The following is a 20,778-nucleotide window of genomic DNA, read 5'->3' on the forward strand; positions in this document are numbered from 1 at the left end:
CGGGACAGCAAGTTTGGTTAATCACGGCGCAGGTACTGTCAATGAACGGCTAAAGGCTGAGGCTTTCCGCCTCGGTTTCGCCGCCTGTGGCATTGCGCCTGCAGTCGACGACCCGGTTCGCGCCCAGCGCCTGGAGCAATGGCTGGGCGAGGAATGCCACGGCACGATGGAGTGGATGGAGACGCGTCTGCATCACCGCCGCGGTCCGCAGTCGCTCTGGCCCGATGCACGAAGCGTTATAGCGCTGGGGATGAGCTACGCTCCGGCGGCAGATCCACGCGCACTGGAAGCGCACCCGGAGCGAGGCCGCATCTCCGTCTATGCCCAGGGCGGCGATTATCACGATGTCGTGAAACGAAATCTCAAGGCGCTGGCGCGCTGGCTCGTAGCCGAAGTGCCGGGGGCTGAGGTCAAGGTCTTCGTCGATACGGCGCCCGTGATGGAAAAACCGCTGGGGCAAGCGGCCGGAATCGGTTGGCAGGGCAAGCACACCAATCTGGTGAGCCGGAGCCATGGCTCATGGCTGTTCCTCGGGGCTATCTACACGACACTGGACCTGATCTCGGACACTCCACATGCCGACCGCTGCGGATCATGCACCGCATGCCAGACGGCATGTCCCACAAATGCTTTTCCCAAGCCATATCAGCTGGATGCGCGGCGTTGCATCTCCTACCTCACGATCGAGCACAAAGGCCCGGTAGCGGAGGAGTTTCGCGCCGCCTTGGGCAACCGGATCTATGGCTGCGACGATTGCCTGGCGGCCTGCCCGTGGAACAGCTTTGCGCAGGCCGCGCAGGCCAATCGGGCATTCCTTCCGCGCGCCGAGTTGACCGCGCCGAGACTGGCCGAACTACTGGCGCTGGACGATGCCACCTTCCGGCAAGTGTTCAGCGGCAGCCCGATCAAGCGAATCGGGCGGGACCGGATGGTGCGCAATTGTCTCTATGCTGCCGGAAACAGCGGAAGCCAGGCGCTTTTGCCAGTGGTGCAAGGCCTTTGCGATGACGCTGATCCTGCGGTGGCAGATGCCGCCCGCTGGGCCGCCGCGCGGCTGGCCTAGGCCATCATCTCCTTGAGCGGCACAGTAGCGTCGGCGAGCTGCTCAGGCGCGATCTGGGCGCGGGCTTCGACCAGTTTCTTGCCTTGCACATAGTCCTTGACCATGTTCACGCAATCGAGCGCAATGACCTTGCCGTTCTTGAGGTAAACCACCGAGAACGAGCGCGTGGCCGGGTCGCCGCGCAGCACGGCGCTGTCATGCCCTGTCGAGAGACCGACGGTCTGCAGGCGCAGGTCGTACTGGTTGGACCAGAACCACGGCGTCGCCTTGTAGGGCGCTTCGGTGCCGCAGATGCACTTGGCAGCCGTGGTCGCCATGTCATTGGCGTTCTGGACGGACTCGAGGCGGATCACCGCGCCGTTGGCGAAGTCGTTCGAGTGGGCCGCGCAATCGCCGATCGCATAGACATCGGGCAGCGACGTGCGGCACAGTTCGTCGACGTCGACGCCATTGCCGCCCGCGGCGCCTGCAGAGAGCAGCGGGCCGACGCAGGGTACGATGCCGATGCCGACGATCACGATGTCGGCCGGGATGACCGAGCCGTCCTGCATCTTGACGCCGGCCACCTTGACGCCATCACCCTCGATGCAATCCATCGCAGCGCCAGTGCGCAGATCGACGCCGTGCGCGCGATGTTCGGCCTGATAGAATTCGGACAAGGCTTCACCGGCAACGCGGGCCAGCACACGCGGCAGGGCTTCGAGCAGGGTGACCGAGACGTCGAACTTGGTCAGCACGGCAGCGGCTTCCAAGCCGATGTAGCCACCGCCGACGACCACGGCGCGCTTTGCACCCCCAATTGCATCAAGGGCATCGAGTTCGGCCATCAGCCGGTCGGCGTCTTCCCTGGTGCGGACGGCGTGGACCCCCTTGAGATCAGCGCCCATGCACGAAAGGCGGCGCGGATCGCCGCCGGTGGCCCAGATAAGCTTGCCGTAGCCGATCTCCGAGCCGTCACCGAGCTTCACCGTGTGCGCGGCAGGATCGAGCGAGACGACTTCGGCGCCGAGCTTCATCTCGACAGCCTTGTCTTCCCAGAACTGCGCCGGGCGGATGCAGATGCGATCGAACGTCTTGTCGCGGGCGAGATATTCCTTGGACAGCGGCGGACGCTCGTAAGGGATTTCCGGCTCACGGCCGATCACCAGGATGCGGCCCTCGAAGCCGTTCTGCCGCAGCGCGATCGCGGCCTGTGCCCCGCCGTGCCCGGCACCCACGATGATGACGTCTGCGTGCTCCATGCTCGAATCCTCCCGATCGTTGCACGGGCGTTTGGCCAAAATCGCCCGAGCGTCAACAGAACGTCTTCAAAAAGACCGATGCGGGCGAGCGTCAGATTTCTATGATCGTCCCGGCGAGACGTTCGACTTCGGAACGTTCGTGGCTGACGTAGAGAACGGGCAGGCACAATTCGTCACGCAGGCGTTCGATCGTGCGCATCACTTCTTCCCGGCGAGCGCGATCGAGCGATGACAGGGGCTCATCCATGAGCAGGAAACGAGGGTCCGACAGCAGAGCGCGGCCAATGGCGACGCGCTGCGCCTCTCCGCCGGACAGGGACCGTGGCCAGCGGTCAAGCAGATGGCCAATGCCGAGGAACGCGACAACATCGTCCAATGACATGAGCCCGCCTTGGCGCAGGCCATATGCGAGGTTGGCACGAACGCGCAGGTGCGGAAAAAGGCGAGCGTCCTGAAACACGTACCCTGCCCGGCGAAGCTGGACTGGCACATCGGTCCCGGCTTCACTGTCGAACAGAACTTCACCACCAACAACGATCCGGCCCCTATCCGGCTTGAGCAGTCCGGAAACCATGTTGAGGATCGAAGTCTTGCCGGCGCCCGAGGGACCATAGAGTGCGGTCAGTCCGGGTTTTGCGGTGAAGCTGCAAGTGATGTGCGTATCGCCGATCATGCGCGAGACGGCCACCTCAAAGGACATGGGCGCCCCTCCCCATGCGGCGGGCAAGCATTTCCGAGATGACCAGTGCAGCCACCGAAAGCACTACCGAAACGATGGCGAGACGGGCCACTGCGCTTTCCCCGCCGGGAATCTGCAAAGCGCTGTAGATGGCCAGCGGCAGCGTCTGCGTTTCGCCGGGAATGTTGCTGACGAAGGTGATTGTCGCGCCAAATTCGCCGAGCGAGCGGGCGAAACCCAAGACTGTTCCCGCGATCACGCCGGGAAGCGCAAGAGGGACCGTGATCGTGCGGAATACCCGCCAGCGAGACGCGCCCAGCGTCATCGCAGCGGCTTCAAGACGCCGGTCGACCGCCTCGATCGACAGGCGCATGGCGCGGACCATCAACGGCAGGGCCATGACCGCTGCGGCGAGCGCGGCGCCGGTCCAGCGGAACATGAAAGTGATGCCGAGCGCGCGTTCGAGCCAAGCGCCTGCCGGACCTGCAGGGCCGAAGGCAAGAAGCAGCAGCCAGCCCGTCACGACCGGCGGAAGAACCAAGGGCAGGTGAATCAGCGCATCGAGCAAAAGCTTGCCGGGAAAGCGGCCGCGGGCGAGCGCCCATGCCAGTGCGAACGCGATCGGCAGGCATGCCATGACGGCGACGGCACCGACCTTGAGGGAAAGCCGGATGATCTCCCACTCATCTGCGCTCATCGATGCTGGCCGAAGCCGCGCTTGAGGAAAATGGCGCGGCCCTCGCGCGAGATCAGGAATCGGCGGAAAGCTTCGGCGTCACGGTGGCGCGAGGTGGCCAGTAGGGCGACCGGATAAGTGATCGGTTGATGGCTGGCAGGCGGAAACCTGCCGACAACGCGCACGCCGCGCGAAGCCAAGGCGTCAGTTGCATAGACGATGCCAAGCGGCGCTGCGCCCCGCTCGACCAGCGCAAGGGCCGCGCGCACATTCTCGGCAGCGGCAACCTTGCCGGAGACGCGATGCCATACGCCGAGCCGGGTTAGCGCCTCGCGGCCATAGCGACCCGCGGGGACCGCAGCAGGATCGGCCATGGCAACGCGGCCATTGCCGAGCACCGCAGCAAGCGGAAAGTTGCGGTGGATCTGCATGGTCAGCCGGCTTCGCGCGGGGCCGACGAGGACAAGGCTGTTCTCGGTGAGACGGGCGCGACTCCCCGATTTTAGCAGCGACTTGCCCTGAAGGTAATTCATCCACTCTTCATCGGCGGAGGCGAAGAGATCGGCACGCGCGCCTGCCTCGGCCTGGCGCGCCAATGCCGAGGATGCGGCAAACGACAGGACTGGACGGGCATGGCCCTTTCTGGCCCAGGCATCCGCAGCGTCGGTCATCGCTTCCTGCAGGCTTGCGGCAGCGAGCACCAGCGGCCCCCTGTCCTGAGCCAGCGCCGGCGGTGCTACAGCCAGCGCGATCAGCAGAGCGAGAATGGCACGAAGCAGAGTCTGCGGCATCATGGTTCCGGAACAAGCTATGTTCGGCTGTATATACCATGATGCCGCTCGGGCAATCGCGGTCTCGGGATTCAGCGACCGAGCAATGTCCTTGCCTGGCTGGCAACCTGCGCGAGCATGGCAGGGGCAACGGCTGGCGCCGCCTGCGCGCGGGCGACAAGGCTGCGGAACTGGCGCACGGCGACGGCATTTGCGTTGAGCCATTCGCTGACGAAGGCATCAGGTGAACCACCCTTGGAGCGTGCGAGGAAATCCAGGCGCATCTGCTGGAAATCGCGAGCAAGACCGGCCACGAGCAGACGCTCCCAGGGGTCAGACGGATTCATCCGCCGCGCCGCCTGCTGCGCCCAGTCAATGCCCAAGGCCGCGCCAAGATCGGCGAAGGCACCGGTGAGCGCCGCAGCATCGACATTCAGCTCCCCGGCAAGGTGGGCAAGACCGATTGCGCCGTCCATGTCGTACAGATGCACCAGCCGCGCGGCGATCTCGGCGGGGACTCCGCTTGTCGCAAGATCGTCGGCCATCCGGCGCGCCTGCGCCTGCGCCGCACCGCGCAGCAGTTCTGCAGTCGTGTGTGAAAGCAGCGCAACGCCGCCGAACAGGTCCTCGATCAGGTCATCGGGCGATTGCGTGCCCCGACCGGCGCGCAGGACATCGGCAACGTGGCCGCGCAGTCCTTGCGCAATGCGGTCGAACAGGTCGAGCCGCAGGGTTTCGGGCATGTCTGCGGTGTCGAGCAAGTTCCAGGTCTTGCGCAGATCGAGCAGGCGCTCTGCCGCGACGAACGCTGCCGCCACCTGAGCCAGCGAAACGCCCTCCTCTTCGCACAGTTCGAACGGGATCACTGGCCCCATGCGATTGATTATGCGGTTGGCAAGCTTCGTGGCGATGATCTCGCGACGCAGGCGGTGGTGAACGATCTCCGTTTCGAAGGCTTCGCGCATCTGCTGCGGGAAAGCGGCAACGAGTTCCTCTTCGAGCACAGGATCATCGACCACGCTGCTTTCCTCAAGCGCGCGCTGGAGGACGAGCTTGCTGCTCGACAGCAGCACTGCAAGTTCGGGGCGGGTAAGCCCCTGCCCGGCAGCGGCGCGACGGGCGAGATCCTCGGCACCGGCAAGGCCTTCGGTTTTGCGATCCAGGTCTCCGCCTTCCTCGAGCACATCGATAAGACGCGACCAAGCCGGCATGGCGGCGGCACCGCCACGTTCGGCGATCGAAAGCGCCAGCGCCTGCAGGCGGTTGTCCTCGAGCACCAGGTGGGCGACTTCGTCGGTCATTGCTGCCAGCAATTCGACGCGGGCGTCCTCGGTCAGCTTGCCCGAGCGCTTGGCCGCGGCAAGCGCAATCTTGATATTGACCTCGTTGTCCGAACAATCGACGCCAGCGGAATTGTCGATGAAGTCGGTGTTGATCCTTCCCCCGTGGAGGGAGAACTCGATGCGCGCGGCCTGCGTGGTGCCAAGGTTGGCGCCTTCGCCGATGACCTTCGCGCGGACTTCGTTAGCCGAGACGCGCACCGAATCGTTCGATGGGTCACCGACATCGACGTTGTTCTGCGTCGAAGCCTTCACATAAGTGCCAATGCCGCCAAACCACAGCAAGTCGACCGGGCTTTGTAGGATCAGCGAGATCAGCGAATCCGGGTCGATCTCCGGCAACTCGACGCCCAGCATCGCCTGCACTTCGGCCGAAAGCGGAATGGACTTCATCGCGCGCGGGAAGACGCCGCCGCCGGTGGAAATCAGGCTCTTGTCGTAATCGTCCCAGCTGGAGCGTGGCAAGGCGAACATGCGGTTGCGTTCGTCCCAGCTCCTTGCCGGATCGGGATCGGGATCGAGGAAGATATGGCGGTGGTCAAACGCCGCGACGACCTTGAGCGCCTTCGACAGGAGCATGCCGTTGCCGAACACGTCGCCCGACATGTCGCCGCATCCTGCCACACGGACGGGTTGCGTCTGCACGTCCACGCCCATCTCGATGAAGTGGCGGCGCACCGAGAGCCAGGCACCCTTGGCAGTGATTCCCATCGCCTTGTGGTCGTAGCCCTTCGATCCGCCACTGGCGAAAGCATCGTCGAGCCAGAAGTCCTTCGATTCTGCGATGGCATTGGCAACGTCGGAGAAGGTGGCCGTACCCTTGTCGGCGGCAACGACGAAATAGGGGTCCTCGCCATCACGGATCACGACATCTGCGGGATGGACGACCTTGCCCTCCACGATGTTGTCGGTGATCGACAGCAGCGTGCGGATGAAGACCTGATAGCTGGCCTTTCCTTCAGCCAGCCAGCCTTCGCGATCCTTGACGGGATCGGGCAAGTGCTTGGGATAGAATCCGCCCTTGGCGCCTGTAGGCACGATGACGGCATTCTTGACGCGCTGCGCCTTCATCAGGCCCAGTACTTCAGTGCGGAAGTCGTCGCGCCGGTCGGACCAGCGCAGCCCGCCGCGAGCTACCGGGCCGGCGCGCAGGTGAATGCCTTCGACACGGGGGCTGTAGACGAAGATCTCGCGCCACGGCAGCGGCTTGGGCAACCCCGGGACGAGTGCGGAATCGATCTTGAAGGCCAATGCCTCCGCAGCGGCTGGAGCAAAAGCATTGGTACGCAAAATGGCGCCAACAAGCGCGCGGAAGCTGCGCAGGAGACGGTCGTCATTGATCGCGGCAACGCCGGCCAAGCCAGTCTTGATGCGATCTTCGGCTGTGACGAAGGCCCCTTCGCGATTGCCCGCGAAGGCAGGATCGTGTCGCGCAACAAAGGCGTCAACCAGCCCGCGCGTGACGAAAGGGGCGTTCTTGAGCGCTTCGACCACGGTGGGGATGCCGAAGGTCAAACCGGCCTGGCGCAAGTAGCGATAGAACGCGCGCAGCCAGTTGGCTTCGGTGGCAGTCAAACCAGTTGCGACGATCAGCCGGTTGAAGGCGTCGTCTTCGGCCGCGCCGTTCAGCACGGCAGAAAGCGAACTTTCGATCGAAGCTGCGCGGGCTAACAGATCTTCGACAGAGCTGTCTTCAGGGTGAGCCACGAGAAAGTCGTGGATGTAGCCAAGGCCGCCGCCGTCGAGTGGAGTGGGCACTTCTTCAAGCACACGGAAGCCGAAGTTTTCGAGCACCGGCACGGCATCCGACAGCACGATCGCCCCTTCGCGCTGGTAAAGCTTGAGACGCAGCGCGGCCTCGCCCGCGTTGCGGTGCAAACGGACGGCACGACGCGGGGCGTTGCTTCCCGAAAGGGTGCGCAGCACGCGAATATCGCGGGCAGCTTCGGCGGCGCCCGATGCATTACGGTAGGCAATCGGGAAAGCATCGGCATATCGCGCGGCAATCGCGGCTGCTCGCGAGGGTTCCTCGGTCGTGGCGAGTTCGGTTTCGACCGCTCCAGCCCATCCCCGGACCATGCCTTGCAACTGCTGGTCGAGCGCTGCCTCGTCGGCCCTGATGTCCTGTTCGCGCACATCAAGCACGAAGCGCAGCATGGCGAGCGTGCTGCCTTCCACCTGCAGCGACCAGTCGATCACCTGCGCCCCGGCTGCGGCTTCAAGCATCGAGCGGATGGCGAGGCGAACTTCAGTCGAAAGCACGTCGCGCGGAAGCCAGACGAAGGCAAACAGGTGGCGGGCAAGTGGAGCTTCGACCAGCGCAAGACGCGGGCGAGGGCGGTCGACCAGGCTCATCATTGCGGTCGACACGCGTTCGAGATCGGCGTCGTCAAAGCTGACGAGGAGATCATGTGGCAGAGCGGTGAGCGCATGAACAAGCGCCTTGCCGGCATGTCCGTTGGGAGCGAAGCCGAACTTGTCCATCAGCTCGGCAAGCTGTGTGCGCAGGCGCGGAATGCGATCGGGCGCCGCCGCAAGCGCAGCGCTGGTCCATACGCCAGCGTGAACCGAGAGCGCGACGACCTTGCCGTTCTCGATCCGCGGGACCATGAACAGGTCAAGCGGTACGCGTCGGTGGACGTTGGCGATGCGGTTTGCCTTGACGATCAGCGGTGCGCGGCCCTTGCCCGATTCAAACCAGCGGAACGCGCGGTCAAACGAGCTGTCGGCAAGGAGATTGCGTTGGCTCGCGCGGCAGATGCCGAGCGGCTTGTCCTCACTGCCATCGCGATTGCGCGTCACGCTGCCAAGTTGCGTAAGCATGCCATCGGCCAGCCAGCGCAGGAGCGCGGCGCCTTCGGGATCTGCAAGGCCTGCAGCATCTTCGCGCATGGCGGCCTGCATCAGGGGCCAGTCGGTAACCGCGGCGCGAACGTCTGCTAGCGTTTCTTCCAGAGCTGCAATCAGGCTGCGACGCTGCCGCGCGTCGGCGCGCTCCGTTTCGAGATAGACGATCGACTCGCGGCGCTCGCCCGAGGCATCGCCGGCAGGGAAATCCGTGAGGTTGCCTTCACCATCGCGACGCACGGCCACAACGGGATGTACCAGCCGATCGATGGCCAAGCCTTGTGCGGTGATGGCAGAGGTGATCGAATCGACAAGGAAGGGCATGTCGTCGTTGATCACCGCGATGCGCAAGTGGCGGCCGCCGCTGTCAGAACCACTTACACTTTCGATGGCGATGGCAGGATCGCTGCCCTTGCGGACAGCAGCAGCACCGGCCGCGAAACGTGCCGCATCAGCAAGACGCGCCGTATCGAAATCAAGCGCTTCGTCCGGCAGGAGCGCGGCTGCAAACCGCTCAGCCAGCGCCAATGATATCTGGTCGGTAGGCTCCTGCGAGGATGGGGTGGCAGGGTTTTGCGGACGGCTTGCGGACGTTGACGCCATGGCGTGTTCCCGACTCTCCTTGCGAGAGGATATTTCACTCTCGTGTAATTATTGAATACGTAAGCGTATCATTGTTCCAAAGGGTAATCCAGCCGTTCCGAGACCTCAAGTCCGGTTCACTGGCGCAAGCGGCTTAACCCGCCGTTGTGAACCCTTTGCCCGTACTTTCGTGCCGAGCGATTTAGATCAGGCCCTTTTCAGGCCGGTGCGAGTTCGCGCGCCGCCTGTGCCGTCAGACGGAGCGAGCGCAGCCGCGCCTCCTGATCGTAGATCGAGGCTGCGACGATGATCTCGTCAGCTTGCGTACGCTCGGCAAATGCGGCCAGTCCGTCGCGTACCGTCTTCACCGAACCACCGGCGCTGACTTGCCGCACGTGCTCGAGCATGGCGAGGGCGGGCGGCGGCAGGGTGTCGCGGTAGCCCGGCACGGGCGGCTTGAGCCTGCCCGGTGTGCCGGAACGCAGTGCCACGAAGGCCTGATCCATCGACGAGGCGAGAAGCTGGCCCTCTTCATCGCTTTCTGCAGCGACGACATTGATGGCAGCGGCGCAATAGGGTGCGTCCAGTGTTTCAGACGGCTGGAAGCGCTCACGATAGATTTTCAGCGCTGCGTCGAGATGGTCGGGCGCGAAGTGCGAGGCAAAGGCATAAGGCAGGCCCAGCATCGCGGCGAGTTGCGCGCCGAACAGGCTCGAACCGAGAATCCAGAGCTGAGGACGCGCGCCCTTGGCCGGATAAGCCTGCAGCGGCACGCGGGGGTCGCCAGCGAACTGCAATTGCAGTTCGACCACGTCCTGAGGGAAGTCCTCGGCCGAACGGTTGGTATCCTTGTGAAGGGCGCGCATGATGCGCTGGTCCGCGCCGGGAGCACGGCCCAGACCAAGATCGATCCGGCCCGGGAACAGGGCGTCTAGCGTGCCGAACTGCTCGGCAATTACCAGCGGGTTATGGTTGGGCAGCATGATCCCGCCCGACCCGATGCGGATCGTCGACGTGGAGTGGCCGATGTGGGCAAGCGCCACGGCTGTCGCAGCGCCGGCGAGACCCTCCATGCCGTGATGTTCGGCGACCCAGTAGCGCTCATAGCCGCATTCCTCTGCAACGCGCGCTGCAGCGGAGGAGTTGTCGAGTGCCGCCTTGGCATTCCCCCCCTCGACCACGCTGACCAGATCGAGGATGGAGAGTTTCATGATGCTGGCTTTCCTGCGGTTTCGGGTGAAACCGATTTAGGTGCAGGCCCCAGTTGTTCAAGGTAACCGCGCGCGGTCTGTCCCGCTTCACCGCCCTTGTCGGCCGCAATGACCGACTCCCACGACTTGCGCGCCGCATCATCCCGGCCCGAAAGAACCGCGATCACGCCCGCCTCCAGTCCGATGCGCGGATCGCGCGGCGCATACTTGGCAGCGATCTCGATGTCGCGCTGCGCCCGATCAAGCTCTTCCTGGCGGCGTGCGAGGGTGGCAGACAGAAGCCAGCCCTCCGCATCTTCGGGCGCGAGGCGATGGGCCTCGTCCAGAGCGGAAGCAGCCTCGGCAAGACGATTCTGCGCCACCAATGCGCGCGAACGGTCGATCTGCAGATCGGCCTGCGCAGCATTGTCGGTCGCGCCCTTCACCGCCAAGGCGCGGTCGAACCACGAAACGGCGGCTTCTGCCTGTCCTGCCGCAAGAGCAGCGTTTCCGGCCATACCCATCAGCGGGACCGCGGCGACTTCCTGTTCCTTGGGCACGCCGGCAACAGCCTGCGAGAATGCTTCGGCCGCCCCGGCAAAGTCGCCTGCGTTCGAGCGCAGCAAGCCGAGACACTGGTTCGCGCGAACCTGCTGACCAGTGTCGCGGCTCTCCCCGAGCCAGGTCTGGACCTCGACCATCGCGGCATCAGGATCGCTGGCGGCCTTCTGCAGGCAAAAGGCCAGACGGTCCTGTTCGGGCAGTTGCGGGCGATCGAGCCCTGCCTGGCGCTCCGCCGCGCGTTCCTTTTCGGGATCGCGTCGACGCGGGATCGGCAAGTCGAACGGGCGCATTGGCATTGTCGAGGGACCAATCTGCATCATCGATGCCTGCTGTTCGATCCGGTGCTCCACGGCAAAGAGGGGTGCGGGTAGGTCGATCATGGCAGGCTTGTCCTTCGGCACGTCAGGTGTCTTGTCCGGCCATGACCCCGGCGATTTCACGCAAGAGCAGCGCAATGTCGGCCGGGCGGGAAAGCCGGTGGTCGCCGTCCTTGATCAGGTGGACCTGCACATCGGCTGAACGCAGGGCACGGGCAAGGCTGATCGAGACCTCCCAGGGGACGTCTGGATCGGCTTGGCCGTGGATCAACCGCACCGGCCCGTCGAACGGGATCTCGCCGCGCAACCGCTTGTGCTTTTCGGCATCCGAAAAGAACCCGGCATAGGTCGGCGTGGGTTCGGGGCCATAGGGATTGTCCTCATGGATCGTGCGACCAGCCGCCAGTTCGATCCGCTGCGATTGCGAAAGGCCCCAGTCGGTAAAGTCCGGGGCCGGGGCTATGCCGAGCAGTGCAACGGCACGATTCCCCAATGCTTCGGCAATAAGCAGCATGAGCCATCCCCCCATGCTCGAACCTACCAGCGCAACCTTGTCGATGCCAAGGTGATCGATCAGCGCAACGGCCTCGTCGCGCCACTTGGAAAGGCGCCCATCGGCAAAGTCGCCATCGCTCATCCCGCAGCCGGTGTAATCGAGAAGCAGGCAGCCGTGACCCTGCTCGCGCGCCCACTCGAGCACGGCCTGCGCCTTGCCGCCAGCCATGTCGGACATGTAGCCGGGGAGGAACACGATGGTAGCACCGGGGGTAGGACCGGGGGTAGGAACGGGGATTGGAGCGGCGATCGAGGCGGCGGGAGGCAGGTGGCGGTAGGCCATCTGCTGGCCCGATGGCAGGGTAAAGCGCGCGATATCAGTCATGCCCCAGACATGGCCCGCAAGGCGCGGCCCGGCAAGCTCAGTTCAGCGGAAAGACCAGAATGACGTGCTGGGCGGCGCGGCTGGTCGTGCCGGTTGGGCGGTCAGCCTTGTGGTGCTTGCTGGCGGACATCGAGGCGGCAGCGATGCCGACCGCAATCGCCAGCCACATGCCAATGCGGCGGGGGTGCTTTCCGGACATGTTCAATCTCCACGCTGGAAGATGTCTTCTATCGGAAGCTCGAAGACATCTGCAATGCGGAAGGCGAGGGGGAGCGAAGGGTCATACTTGCCCGTCTCGATCGCGTTGACCGACTGGCGGCTGACCTCTAGCTTTTCGGCAAGATCGGCCTGGCTCCAGTTGCGCTCGGCGCGCAGGACCTTGAGGCGGTTTTTCATTCGCCACCTCCGCGCCGTTCGAGAAGCGCGTTGACGCAACCACCGAAGCCAAGCCCGGCGAACCACAGGACCGTGGCATAGAAGGCCGGGACGTGAGGGAGCAGGCCGAAGCTTTCGACAAAGCCCCATGCCGTCGCCACGCTGAGCGTGAAGCCGGTGGCGATGAGTATCTGCCGGGTCATCAGGTAGCGCTGGTATTCGTCGCGCAGCGAGGTGAGCAGGCGGCCAATTGCCACGAACACGCCGATGACCGGGAGCGCGGGAAGGAGGGCGGCTGCATAGGCGCCGAGGCCGGTAGGGGCGCTGTTCTTGAAGAACAGGTTCACGCCGACGAGCGTGGCGACATACCCTCCCATCAGCAGCATGACGGCGCGGGTGTAGCGGCGGTGTTCGGGCGTCATCCGGGCGACCATGGCTCAGGCCTCCCGCTGGCGGCGCAGGCAGCGCGTGCCCGAAAGCGCGGCGACAAGCGGCACGAACAGGACGGCATTGGTGGTGGAGCCCTTTGGCAGGACTTCAAAGATATCGAGCATGGCGATTGCCACCATCACGAGGGCGGTCACGACAGGAAGTGCAAAGCGAATCATAGGTAAAGCCTCCTTGATTTGATGACAAGGTTACTTGACCTTTTTACGCAGCATGTCAAGCGTCATTGTCATCATGCCAATGATGCTTGACCTGATACACATGATGACTCTGTACGGCTTCCACGCTAGAAGGCGGGCACGATGGCACGCCTGACGACCAGCACTACAACCACTACCCCCGCGAGCCGGGGGCGGTCGCTGCTGGACTAGGTCCTGCCGCGATGCCGCCGCCCGGTTCGGGCAGGCCCGCGCATCGCCTCCCGAACCGATCCGATTTGCCTGATGCGCGCCCTTTCGGTGGCGGCGCACCTGTGCCAAAGCGCTGCCAACAGATTGCAGAGAGACCCGCATGTCCGAGTTGCTGAAGATCACCCTGCCCGACGGTTCCGTGCGTGAGGTTACGACCGGCAGCACTCCGGCCGACATTGCCGCCGCGATCGGTCCGGGCCTTGCCAAGGCTGCGCTGGCGGCGAAAGTCGATGGCGAGCTGGTGGACCTGTCGCGCCCCTTCACGGCAGACGCGCAACTGGCGCTGGTAACCGCGAAGGACGAGGCTGAAGCGCTCGACCTCGCGCGGCACGACTATGCGCATATTCTGGCAGAAGCGGTACAGGCGCTGTTCCCCGGCACGCAGATCACCTTCGGGCCGAGCACGGACGACGGCTTCTATTACGACTTTGCCCCGAAGGACCGCCCGTTCACCGACGAGGACCTCCCGGCGATCGAAGCGGAGATGCGCAAGATCATCGCCGCCAACAAGCCGCTGCGCCGCGAGGTATGGAGCCGCGAGCAATTGATCAGCCGCTGGAAGCAGCAGGGCGAGAACTTCAAGGCCGAATGGGCTGCCGAGCTGCCCGAGGGCGAAGAGCTGACGGTCTACTGGTCAGGCGAGGACTGGCTCGACATGTGCCGCGGCCCCCACCTGCCCTCGACCGGCAAGCTCGATCCGGCGGCGTTCAAGCTGACGCGCGTTTCGGGTGCCTACTGGCGCGGTGACCAGAAGAACGCGATGCTCAGCCGCGTCTATGGCACCGGCTGGCTCAACAAGAAGCAGCTCGATGCACACCTGACGCGGCTGGAAGAAGCGGCCAAGCGTGACCATCGCAAGCTGGGCAACGAGATGGACCTGTTCCATCTCCAGGCCGAAGCCCACGGGTCGGTGTTCTGGCACCCCAAGGGCTACCTGATCTGGCGCGAGCTGGAAGCCTACATGCGTCGCGCCATCGACGGCGCAGGCTATCGCGAGGTCAAGACCCCCCAGGTCATGGACGCGCGCCAGTGGGAGCAGTCCGGCCACTGGGGCAAGTACCGCGAGAACATGTTCGTGATCCCCGACGAGGTGCCGAACACCGAGGATGAGGGTCCGATCGTCTCGGATGATGCCGACTGGATGGCACTGAAGCCGATGAACTGCCCGGCGCACGTGCTGATCTTCCGGCAGGGCATCAAGTCCTACCGCGAACTGCCCTTGCGCCTGTACGAGAACGGCTGCTGCCACCGCAACGAGCCGCACGGCGCGCTGCACGGGCTGATGCGAGTGCGCCAGTTCACGCAGGACGACGCGCACATCTTCTGCCGCGAGGACCAGATCGTTTCGGAAGTGCAGGCGTTCTGCGAACTGGCCGACCGCATCTACAAGCACTTCGGCTTTACCTACTCGATCAAGCTCGCCCTGCGCCCGGAAAAGCGTTTCGGCACCGAGGAGATGTGGGACAAGGCCGAGGCCGAACTGCGCGCCGCCGTGGTGCGCGCAGGCCTCGCCACCGAGGAATACGGCTGGGAAGAACTGCCCGGCGAAGGCGCGTTCTATGCCCCCAAGCTGGAATGGCACCTGACCGACGCGATCGGCCGCACCTGGCAGGTCGGCACGATCCAGTCGGATCGCGTCCTGCCGGAGCGCCTCGATGCCACCTACATCGGCGAGGATGGCGAGAAGCACCGTCCGGTCATGCTGCACCGCGCAATCTTCGGTAGCTACGAGCGTTTCATCGGCATCCTGATCGAGCACTTCGCCGGACGCCTGCCGGCGTGGCTGGCACCGGTGCAGGCCGTGGTTGCGACGATCGTTTCGGATGCTGACGATTATGCCAGGGACGCGCTCGCAAAGCTCAAGGCTGCCGGCATCCGTGCCGATACCGACCTCAGGAACGAGAAGATCAACTACAAGGTGCGTGAGCACTCGCTGCAGAAGGTCCCCTACCTGCTGGTGGTCGGCAAGCGCGAGGCCGAGGAAGGCACCGTGGCGATCCGCACGCTGGGCGAACAGCACCAGAAGGTGATGTCGCTGGACGAGGCAATTGCCCTGCTCAAGGGCGAGGCTACGCCGCCGGATCTGCGGAGCTGACCTCGCTCGATCTCCCGCTCCTTTCGGTCTCTCTTTGCGCCCTTGCCGCATTTGTGGCCGCCTTCGTGCGAGGGCTGGCAGGGTTCGGCATGGCAATCCTGCTGGTGCCGCTGATCGGGCTGGTGATCCCCCCGGGCGAGGCCGTGGTGGTTTCGAACATGCTCGGACTGCTGATCGGCCTCGTCGGCGCGCGCAAGGTGTGGAACGCCGGCGAGAAAAGCGCGGGAATCATCGGCGGCACTGCCATGCTGCTGACACCGGTCGGGCTGCTCGTCCTGTTCGCTACCCCGCCCGGGCTCGCCCGCGTTCTGATCGCTGCCGTCGCGCTGGCCGCATTCCTGCTGGTGCTGCTACCCGCGCGTGAAGGCGCTGCTCCCGGGCCTGTCGAAACAGGCCTGACCGGGATCGCCTCCGGCCTGCTGACCGGTTTTGCCGGAATGCCGGGGCCGCCTGTCGTTCCCTATTATCTGCGCCGCCCGATCCCGCGCGAAGTGGCGCGTGCCTCGATGCTGACCGTCTTTCTGCTGACCTCGATCGCGAGCACCGTCGCCGCCCTCGCGCTCCGTCTGGCTTCGTGGCGCGACGCCCTTTTCGCACTGCTGCTGTTCGGGCCAGTACTGCTCGGCAATCACCTCGGCTCACTGGCGTTCGGCAAGGTCAGCGACAAGGCGTGGCGCGGATTTGTCGGTTTCCTGCTCGCCATGTCCGCGCTGATGGCCATGGTCAGGCTTATCGGCCCTTGAGTCTGATAACGCCAAATTAAGCGATATTACATATGTCAGGCGGCGATTGGACGCTTGAGGGAAAGAACTTGCATGACGCTGCATTTCCGCGCTCTGGCCGCGCAGGTTGCCGAAGACAGCGCGATATCCGCCCAGGAAATTCTTGAACTGCGCCGTGCCGCATGGCCCGATGCGAAGATCGACTCCGACGAAGCCGAGGCCATCTTCATCCTCAACGACCAGATCAAGGCACCGACGCCCGAGTGGTCGGACTTCTTCGTCGAAGCCCTGGTCGAATTCGTGGTGAATGGTACCGAACCGCGTGGGCACGTTTCGGACGATACCGCCCACTGGCTGATCGAACGCATCTCGCACGATGGCAAGGTCAACTCGCTGACCGAAATGGAACTGATGGTCCGCGTGCTCGAAAAGGCGATTTCCGCCCCCGGAGCGCTGCGCCTGTTCGTCCTCGAACAGCTTGAACATGAAGTGCTGACCGGGAAAGGGCCGACGCGCGATGGCGGCGCGTTCGATCCAGGCTGCATCACGGCTGCCGAATGCACGATGATCCGTCGCGTGATCTTTTCCTCTGGCGGTAACCGCCCTGCCGGCGTCAGCAGCCACGAGGCGGAAATGCTGTTTCGCCTCAAGGACGCAACGCTTGGTGCGCCTAATGCCCCTGAATGGGAGCGGCTTTTCGTCCAGGGCATCGGCAACTACCTGCAGGGCTGGAACGGCGCTCGCGGAATCAGCCGGTCGCGTGCGAGCGAACTCGAAGCCTTCATGGATGATCGTTCAACCCACATCGGCCGGTTCTTCTGGCGCATGGCCAAGGTCAATGCCTCTGGCTTTGCACAAGGCCTCCGCGAAGTCGGGTTTGGCCGCAAGAAGCCGGTGCGCGACATCGCCAGCGAAGTTGCCAGCGATCACGCGGTAACCGAGGCCGAAAACCTGTGGCTGCAGGCTCGCATCGACGCCGACGGACTGATCGATCCGCTCGAGTCGGCGCTGCTGCAGTTTCTGGCGGACGGTTAGACCGTAAAGCTTTCGCCGCAGCCGCACGAACCCTTGGCGTTCGGGTTCTGGAACACGAAGCCGGCGGTAAAATCGTCTTCCTGCCAGTCCATCGTGCTGCCAATCAGGTAGAGCACAGAGGCGCTATCGATGAAAAACAGGCCGCCCGGCGTTTCGATCCTTTCGTCGAGCGGGTTGGCTTCAGTCACGTAGTCGACCGAATAGGCAAGGCCGGAACAGCCACGACGCGGCGTCGACAGCTTCACGCCAATCGCGCCCTCGGGGGCCGTGGCCATGAGGTGTGCCACGCGCGCCTCTGCCGAGGGGGTGAGGATCACCGCGGCGGGGCGGGGACGGCGGGGCTTGGTCTGCGTTTCGGTCGTCATGGTGACACCTATATGGGGAGCGTTCAGAGCATTCCCAGTTCGAGCTTGGCTTCATCGCTCATCTTGGCGGGATCCCAGGCCGGGTCCCAGACGAGATTGACTTCGGCATCGCGCACACCGGGCACGGCCGAGACGCGCAACTCCACTTCGCCGGGCATGGATTCAGCAACAGGGCAGTGCGGCGTGGTCAGCGTCATCGTCACATCGACGTGACCGTCATCGGAAACATCGACGCCGTAGATCAGGCCAAGATCGTAGATGTTGACCGGGATTTCGGGGTCGAAGATTTCCTTGAGCGCCGCGATCACCCCATCGTAGATTACACCGCCCGGTTCGCCCGATGAAACCGTTTCCGGCTTGGCGGCAAGAAAGCCCTCAAGATAATCGCGCTTGCGCTCGAGCTTTTCGGCGGGCGTTTCCTCGACCGCGTCCTCCACGAAGGCGCGCTTGGGGGCCGAGACGGCTTCCACTTCCTCGATAGCGAATTTGGGATCGTTATCGCTCATCCGAAAATCCTCTTGGTCCTTTCGATCCCGCGCACGAGCGCGGCGATATCGCTTTCATCGCTGTAGATGCCGAAGCTGGCGCGCGCCGTAGCAGGCACGCCGAGATGCGCCATCAGCGGCTGGGCGCAATGGTGTCCGGCGCGGATCGCCACGCCTTCCTCGTCAAGGATCGTGCCGAGATCGTGCGGATGCACACCTTCGAGCGCGAAGCTGAGGATTCCGGCGCTGTCTTCAGGGCCGAACAGCTTGACCGAGTTCATGCCGCGCAGTGCCTCACGCGCCTTTGCGACAAGGGCGCACTCGTGGGCATGAATGGCGTCAAGCCCCTGCGCAGCCACGAAATCGACTGCTGCGCCAAAGCCGATCGCCTCGACGATGGCCGGGGTGCCAGCCTCGAAGCGCTGCGGCGCGGGGGCGTAGGTGGTGCGCTCGAACGTCACCTTGTCGATCATCGCGCCGCCGCCCTGCCACGGCGGCATGGCATCGAGGATCTCGGCCTTGGCCCAGAGCGCGCCGATGCCGGTGGGGCCATAGAGCTTGTGCGCCGAGAACACGTAGAAGTCGGCCTCGAGGGCCTTCACGTCGACGGTCAGGCGGGCGACAGATTGGCAGCCATCGAGCAATATCTTCGCCCCGACGCTATGAGCCATCGCGACCGCGCGCTCCGCATCGAGAGTGGAGCCCAGCACGTTCGAAACGTGCGCGAATGCAACCAGCTTGTGTGCCGGGGTAATCATGCGTTCGGCAGCGTTGAGGTCGATCTTGCCGTCCTCGGTCAGCGGGCAGACGTCGATCTCCACACCCGTACGATCGCGCAGCATCTGCCACGGCACGATGTTGGCATGGTGTTCGAGGCGCGAGATGAGGATGCGGTCGCCGGCCTTGAGATTAGCTTGCCCCCAGGTCTGCGCAACGAGGTTGATCGCCTCGGTCGCGCCGCGCGTGAAGACCAGTTCGCTCTCGGCGCCGCCGACCAGAGCGGCAACCTTGCGACGGGCGGCTTCGAAAGCCAGCGTCATGTCGGCAGAGCGCGCATAGACGCCCCGATGGACGGTGGCGTAATCGCTGCCGAGCGCGCGCACCATCGCATCGATCACCACCTGCGGCTTCTGCGCGGTGGCGGCGGTATCGAGGTAGTGCCAGCGGCTGCCGTCAGGATTGACGAGGCCGGGCCACTCGGCAGTTCGGGTGAGCGCGTCCGTGGTCACAGCACGGCATCCAGTGCCTTGAGCGCGGCTTCTGTCAGCGCTTCCTCTTCGCCTGCGCCGACGAAGGCTTCGGCGATGAAAGCATGGAGCATGAGCTTCTTGGCTTCGGCAGGCGGAAGGCCGCGCTGGGCAAGGTAGAACAGGCTCTGCTGATCGAGTTCACCGACGGCGCAGCCATGGGCGCACTTGACGTCGTCGGCGTAGATTTCGAGTTCCGGGCGGGCATTGGCCGTCGCCGTGCGATCCAGCAGCATGGCGCGGATCGACTGTTCGCCATCGGTGCCAACAGCCCCTCGCGCCACAACGACGCGGCCAAGGTACGTGCCGGCAGCCTTGCCACCCAGGACCGAGCGGACAACCTGGCTGGAAACCGCGTCAGGCTCGGCATGGACCACTTCGGTAACGATCTCGGCAGTCTGTTCGCCGCCTGCGATCTGCGCCGCACCAAGGTGAAACTTCGCCCCCTTCCCGAGCGTGACCTTGACCGAAATGCGACCATAGGCGGACCCGGCGTTGAGCAAGCGCAAGTCGTACTCCGCGCCATCTCCCAGCGTGATCGCTATGTCCTGCGCGGCATCGTTCGCACCGTCGAGCACCACCGCACTCGCGCCCGTCTCACCCGCAGCAACGCGAATATCCTGCACCGGCAGCGGCCAGAGCGCTGCGAGCGCCGCGAGGTCGGCGTAGCGGAAGGCCTCATCCTTGCGGGTGGGCAGTGCGCTCATGCCGCGACGGCCTCGTAACCATGCTCTTCGAGTTCGAGCGCGAGTTCGGGGCCGCCGCTCTTGACGATGCGGCCTCCGGCGAGGACGTGGACGAAATCGGGCTTCACGTAATCGAGGAGGCGCTGATAGTGCGTGATCAGCAGCACCGCCTTGTCGGGCTTGCGCATGATCGCGTTGATGCCCTCGCCGCAAATGCGCAGCGCATCGATATCGAGGCCGGAGTCGGTCTCGTCGAGGATCGCGATCTTGGGATCGAGGATGCCCATCTGCACCATCTCGGCGCGCTTCTTTTCACCGCCGGAAAAGCCGACGTTCACCGGGCGCTTGAGCATGTCCATGTCCATGCGCAGCAGCCCTGCCTTCTCCTTGGCGAGCTTGAGGAATTCGCCGCCCGAAAGCGGAGCCTCGCCCCGGCCCTTGCGCTGAGCATTGGCGGATTCGCGCAGGAACTGGACAAAGGACACGCCGGGGATCTCGACCGGGTACTGGAAGCCGAGGAACAGGCCAGCCGCGGCGCGTTCGTGCGGTTCGAGTTCGAACAGGTCGGCGCCATCCAACGTGGCGGTGCCGCCGGTCACTTCATAGCCGGGACGCCCGCCGAGCGTGTAGCCCAGGGTCGACTTTCCGGCACCGTTCGGCCCCATGATCGCATGGATCTCACCCGCGTTGATGGTGAGCGAAAGACCCTTGAGGATCGGCTTGTCGGCAACAGTGGCCTGGAGGTTCTGGATTTCGAGCATG

The 20,778-nt window shown here is 64.4% G+C and carries 21 protein-coding genes; 4 read left to right on the forward strand and 17 right to left on the reverse strand.

What is annotated here, in order from left to right; all coding sequences use genetic code 11:
* Positions 1-13 precede the first annotated feature (13 nt).
* Positions 14-1,063 carry a tRNA epoxyqueuosine(34) reductase QueG gene (gene queG, locus B9A23_RS13620; RefSeq protein WP_084279636.1) on the forward strand — a complete coding sequence of 350 codons (1,050 nt, stop codon included), beginning with the start codon at positions 14-16 and terminating at the stop codon, positions 1,061-1,063.
* Here the strand turns inward: queG and B9A23_RS13625 are convergent.
* From B9A23_RS13625 to B9A23_RS22835, 12 genes are all read right to left on the reverse strand, one after another.
* Complete coding sequence (locus B9A23_RS13625) at positions 1,060-2,304, reverse strand: NAD(P)/FAD-dependent oxidoreductase (RefSeq protein WP_084279637.1); 1,245 nt, start codon at positions 2,302-2,304, stop codon at positions 1,060-1,062. The genes queG and B9A23_RS13625 overlap by 4 nt on opposite strands.
* Positions 2,305-2,395: 91 nt before the next feature.
* Positions 2,396-3,004 carry an ATP-binding cassette domain-containing protein gene (locus B9A23_RS13630; protein WP_084279638.1) on the reverse strand — a complete coding sequence of 203 codons (609 nt, stop codon included), beginning with the start codon at positions 3,002-3,004 and terminating at the stop codon, positions 2,396-2,398.
* Complete coding sequence (gene modB / locus B9A23_RS13635) at positions 2,994-3,680, reverse strand: molybdate ABC transporter permease subunit (RefSeq protein ID WP_084279639.1); 687 nt, start codon at positions 3,678-3,680, stop codon at positions 2,994-2,996. The genes B9A23_RS13630 and modB overlap by 11 nt, the downstream gene beginning before the upstream one ends.
* Positions 3,677-4,450 (reverse strand): molybdate ABC transporter substrate-binding protein, encoded by a 774-nt coding sequence (modA, locus tag B9A23_RS13640; protein ID WP_084279797.1) that lies wholly within the window; start codon positions 4,448-4,450, stop codon positions 3,677-3,679. Before modA ends, modB begins: the two co-directional genes overlap by 4 nt.
* A gap of 71 nt (positions 4,451-4,521) precedes the next feature.
* Positions 4,522-9,219 (reverse strand): NAD-glutamate dehydrogenase, encoded by a 4,698-nt coding sequence (locus B9A23_RS13645; RefSeq protein WP_084279640.1) that lies wholly within the window; start codon positions 9,217-9,219, stop codon positions 4,522-4,524.
* A 197-nt stretch (positions 9,220-9,416) separates the two neighbouring features.
* Positions 9,417-10,409, reverse strand: coding sequence for an LLM class flavin-dependent oxidoreductase (locus B9A23_RS13650; protein WP_084279641.1), 993 nt, complete (start codon positions 10,407-10,409; stop codon positions 9,417-9,419).
* Positions 10,406-11,332 (reverse strand): tetratricopeptide repeat protein, encoded by a 927-nt coding sequence (locus tag B9A23_RS13655; RefSeq protein ID WP_139797476.1) that lies wholly within the window; start codon positions 11,330-11,332, stop codon positions 10,406-10,408. The genes B9A23_RS13650 and B9A23_RS13655 overlap by 4 nt, the downstream gene beginning before the upstream one ends.
* A 22-nt stretch (positions 11,333-11,354) precedes the next feature.
* The gene (locus tag B9A23_RS13660) at positions 11,355-12,149 is read right to left on the reverse strand and encodes an alpha/beta fold hydrolase (protein WP_084279643.1); all 795 of its coding nucleotides are present in this window, start codon (positions 12,147-12,149) and stop codon (positions 11,355-11,357) included.
* A gap of 37 nt (positions 12,150-12,186) precedes the next feature.
* Positions 12,187-12,348, reverse strand: a complete 162-nt coding sequence (locus tag B9A23_RS22830; protein WP_176217994.1) for a hypothetical protein — start codon at positions 12,346-12,348, stop codon at positions 12,187-12,189.
* 2 nt (positions 12,349-12,350) lie between these two features.
* Positions 12,351-12,545: a helix-turn-helix transcriptional regulator gene (locus B9A23_RS13665; RefSeq protein WP_084279644.1), complete on the reverse strand. Its 195-nt coding sequence runs from the start codon at positions 12,543-12,545 to the stop codon at positions 12,351-12,353.
* Positions 12,542-12,958, reverse strand: coding sequence for a hypothetical protein (locus tag B9A23_RS13670; protein WP_084279645.1), 417 nt, complete (start codon positions 12,956-12,958; stop codon positions 12,542-12,544). Before B9A23_RS13670 ends, B9A23_RS13665 begins: the two co-directional genes overlap by 4 nt.
* A 3-nt stretch (positions 12,959-12,961) precedes the next feature.
* Positions 12,962-13,132, reverse strand: a complete 171-nt coding sequence (locus tag B9A23_RS22835; RefSeq protein ID WP_176217995.1) for a hypothetical protein — start codon at positions 13,130-13,132, stop codon at positions 12,962-12,964.
* 349 nt (positions 13,133-13,481) lie between these two features.
* Between B9A23_RS22835 and thrS the strand changes: the two genes are divergently transcribed.
* The 3 genes from thrS (at position 13,482) to B9A23_RS13685 (ending at position 17,233) form a co-directional block, all read left to right on the forward strand.
* A complete protein-coding gene (gene thrS / locus B9A23_RS13675) occupies positions 13,482-15,476 on the forward strand; it encodes a threonine--tRNA ligase (RefSeq protein ID WP_084279646.1) in 1,995 nt (664 codons plus the stop codon).
* Positions 15,473-16,219: a sulfite exporter TauE/SafE family protein gene (locus B9A23_RS13680; RefSeq protein ID WP_176218004.1), complete on the forward strand. Its 747-nt coding sequence runs from the start codon at positions 15,473-15,475 to the stop codon at positions 16,217-16,219. Before thrS ends, B9A23_RS13680 begins: the two co-directional genes overlap by 4 nt.
* Positions 16,220-16,291: 72 nt before the next feature.
* The gene (locus B9A23_RS13685; protein WP_084279648.1) at positions 16,292-17,233 is read left to right on the forward strand and encodes a hypothetical protein; all 942 of its coding nucleotides are present in this window, start codon (positions 16,292-16,294) and stop codon (positions 17,231-17,233) included.
* Here the strand turns inward: B9A23_RS13685 and B9A23_RS13690 are convergent.
* Genes B9A23_RS13690 through sufC form a run of 5 tightly spaced genes read right to left on the reverse strand, consistent with a single transcriptional unit; the run spans position 17,230 to position 20,777 of the window.
* Entirely contained in the window at positions 17,230-17,598 is a 369-nt protein-coding gene (locus tag B9A23_RS13690) for a HesB/IscA family protein (protein WP_084279649.1), read from the reverse strand. The genes B9A23_RS13685 and B9A23_RS13690 overlap by 4 nt on opposite strands.
* Before the next feature lie 23 nt (positions 17,599-17,621).
* Positions 17,622-18,104 carry an SUF system Fe-S cluster assembly protein gene (locus tag B9A23_RS13695; RefSeq protein WP_084279650.1) on the reverse strand — a complete coding sequence of 161 codons (483 nt, stop codon included), beginning with the start codon at positions 18,102-18,104 and terminating at the stop codon, positions 17,622-17,624.
* Positions 18,101-19,312 carry a cysteine desulfurase gene (locus B9A23_RS13700; protein ID WP_084279651.1) on the reverse strand — a complete coding sequence of 404 codons (1,212 nt, stop codon included), beginning with the start codon at positions 19,310-19,312 and terminating at the stop codon, positions 18,101-18,103. Before B9A23_RS13700 ends, B9A23_RS13695 begins: the two co-directional genes overlap by 4 nt.
* A complete protein-coding gene (locus B9A23_RS13705) occupies positions 19,309-20,037 on the reverse strand; it encodes a SufD family Fe-S cluster assembly protein (RefSeq protein ID WP_084279652.1) in 729 nt (242 codons plus the stop codon). The genes B9A23_RS13700 and B9A23_RS13705 overlap by 4 nt, the downstream gene beginning before the upstream one ends.
* A complete protein-coding gene (gene sufC / locus B9A23_RS13710; protein WP_084279653.1) occupies positions 20,034-20,777 on the reverse strand; it encodes a Fe-S cluster assembly ATPase SufC in 744 nt (247 codons plus the stop codon). Before sufC ends, B9A23_RS13705 begins: the two co-directional genes overlap by 4 nt.
* Between the last annotated feature and the right edge of the window lies 1 nt (position 20,778).

The organism is Novosphingobium sp. B1, assembly GCF_900176395.1.
GTDB lineage: Bacteria > Pseudomonadota > Alphaproteobacteria > Sphingomonadales > Sphingomonadaceae > Novosphingobium.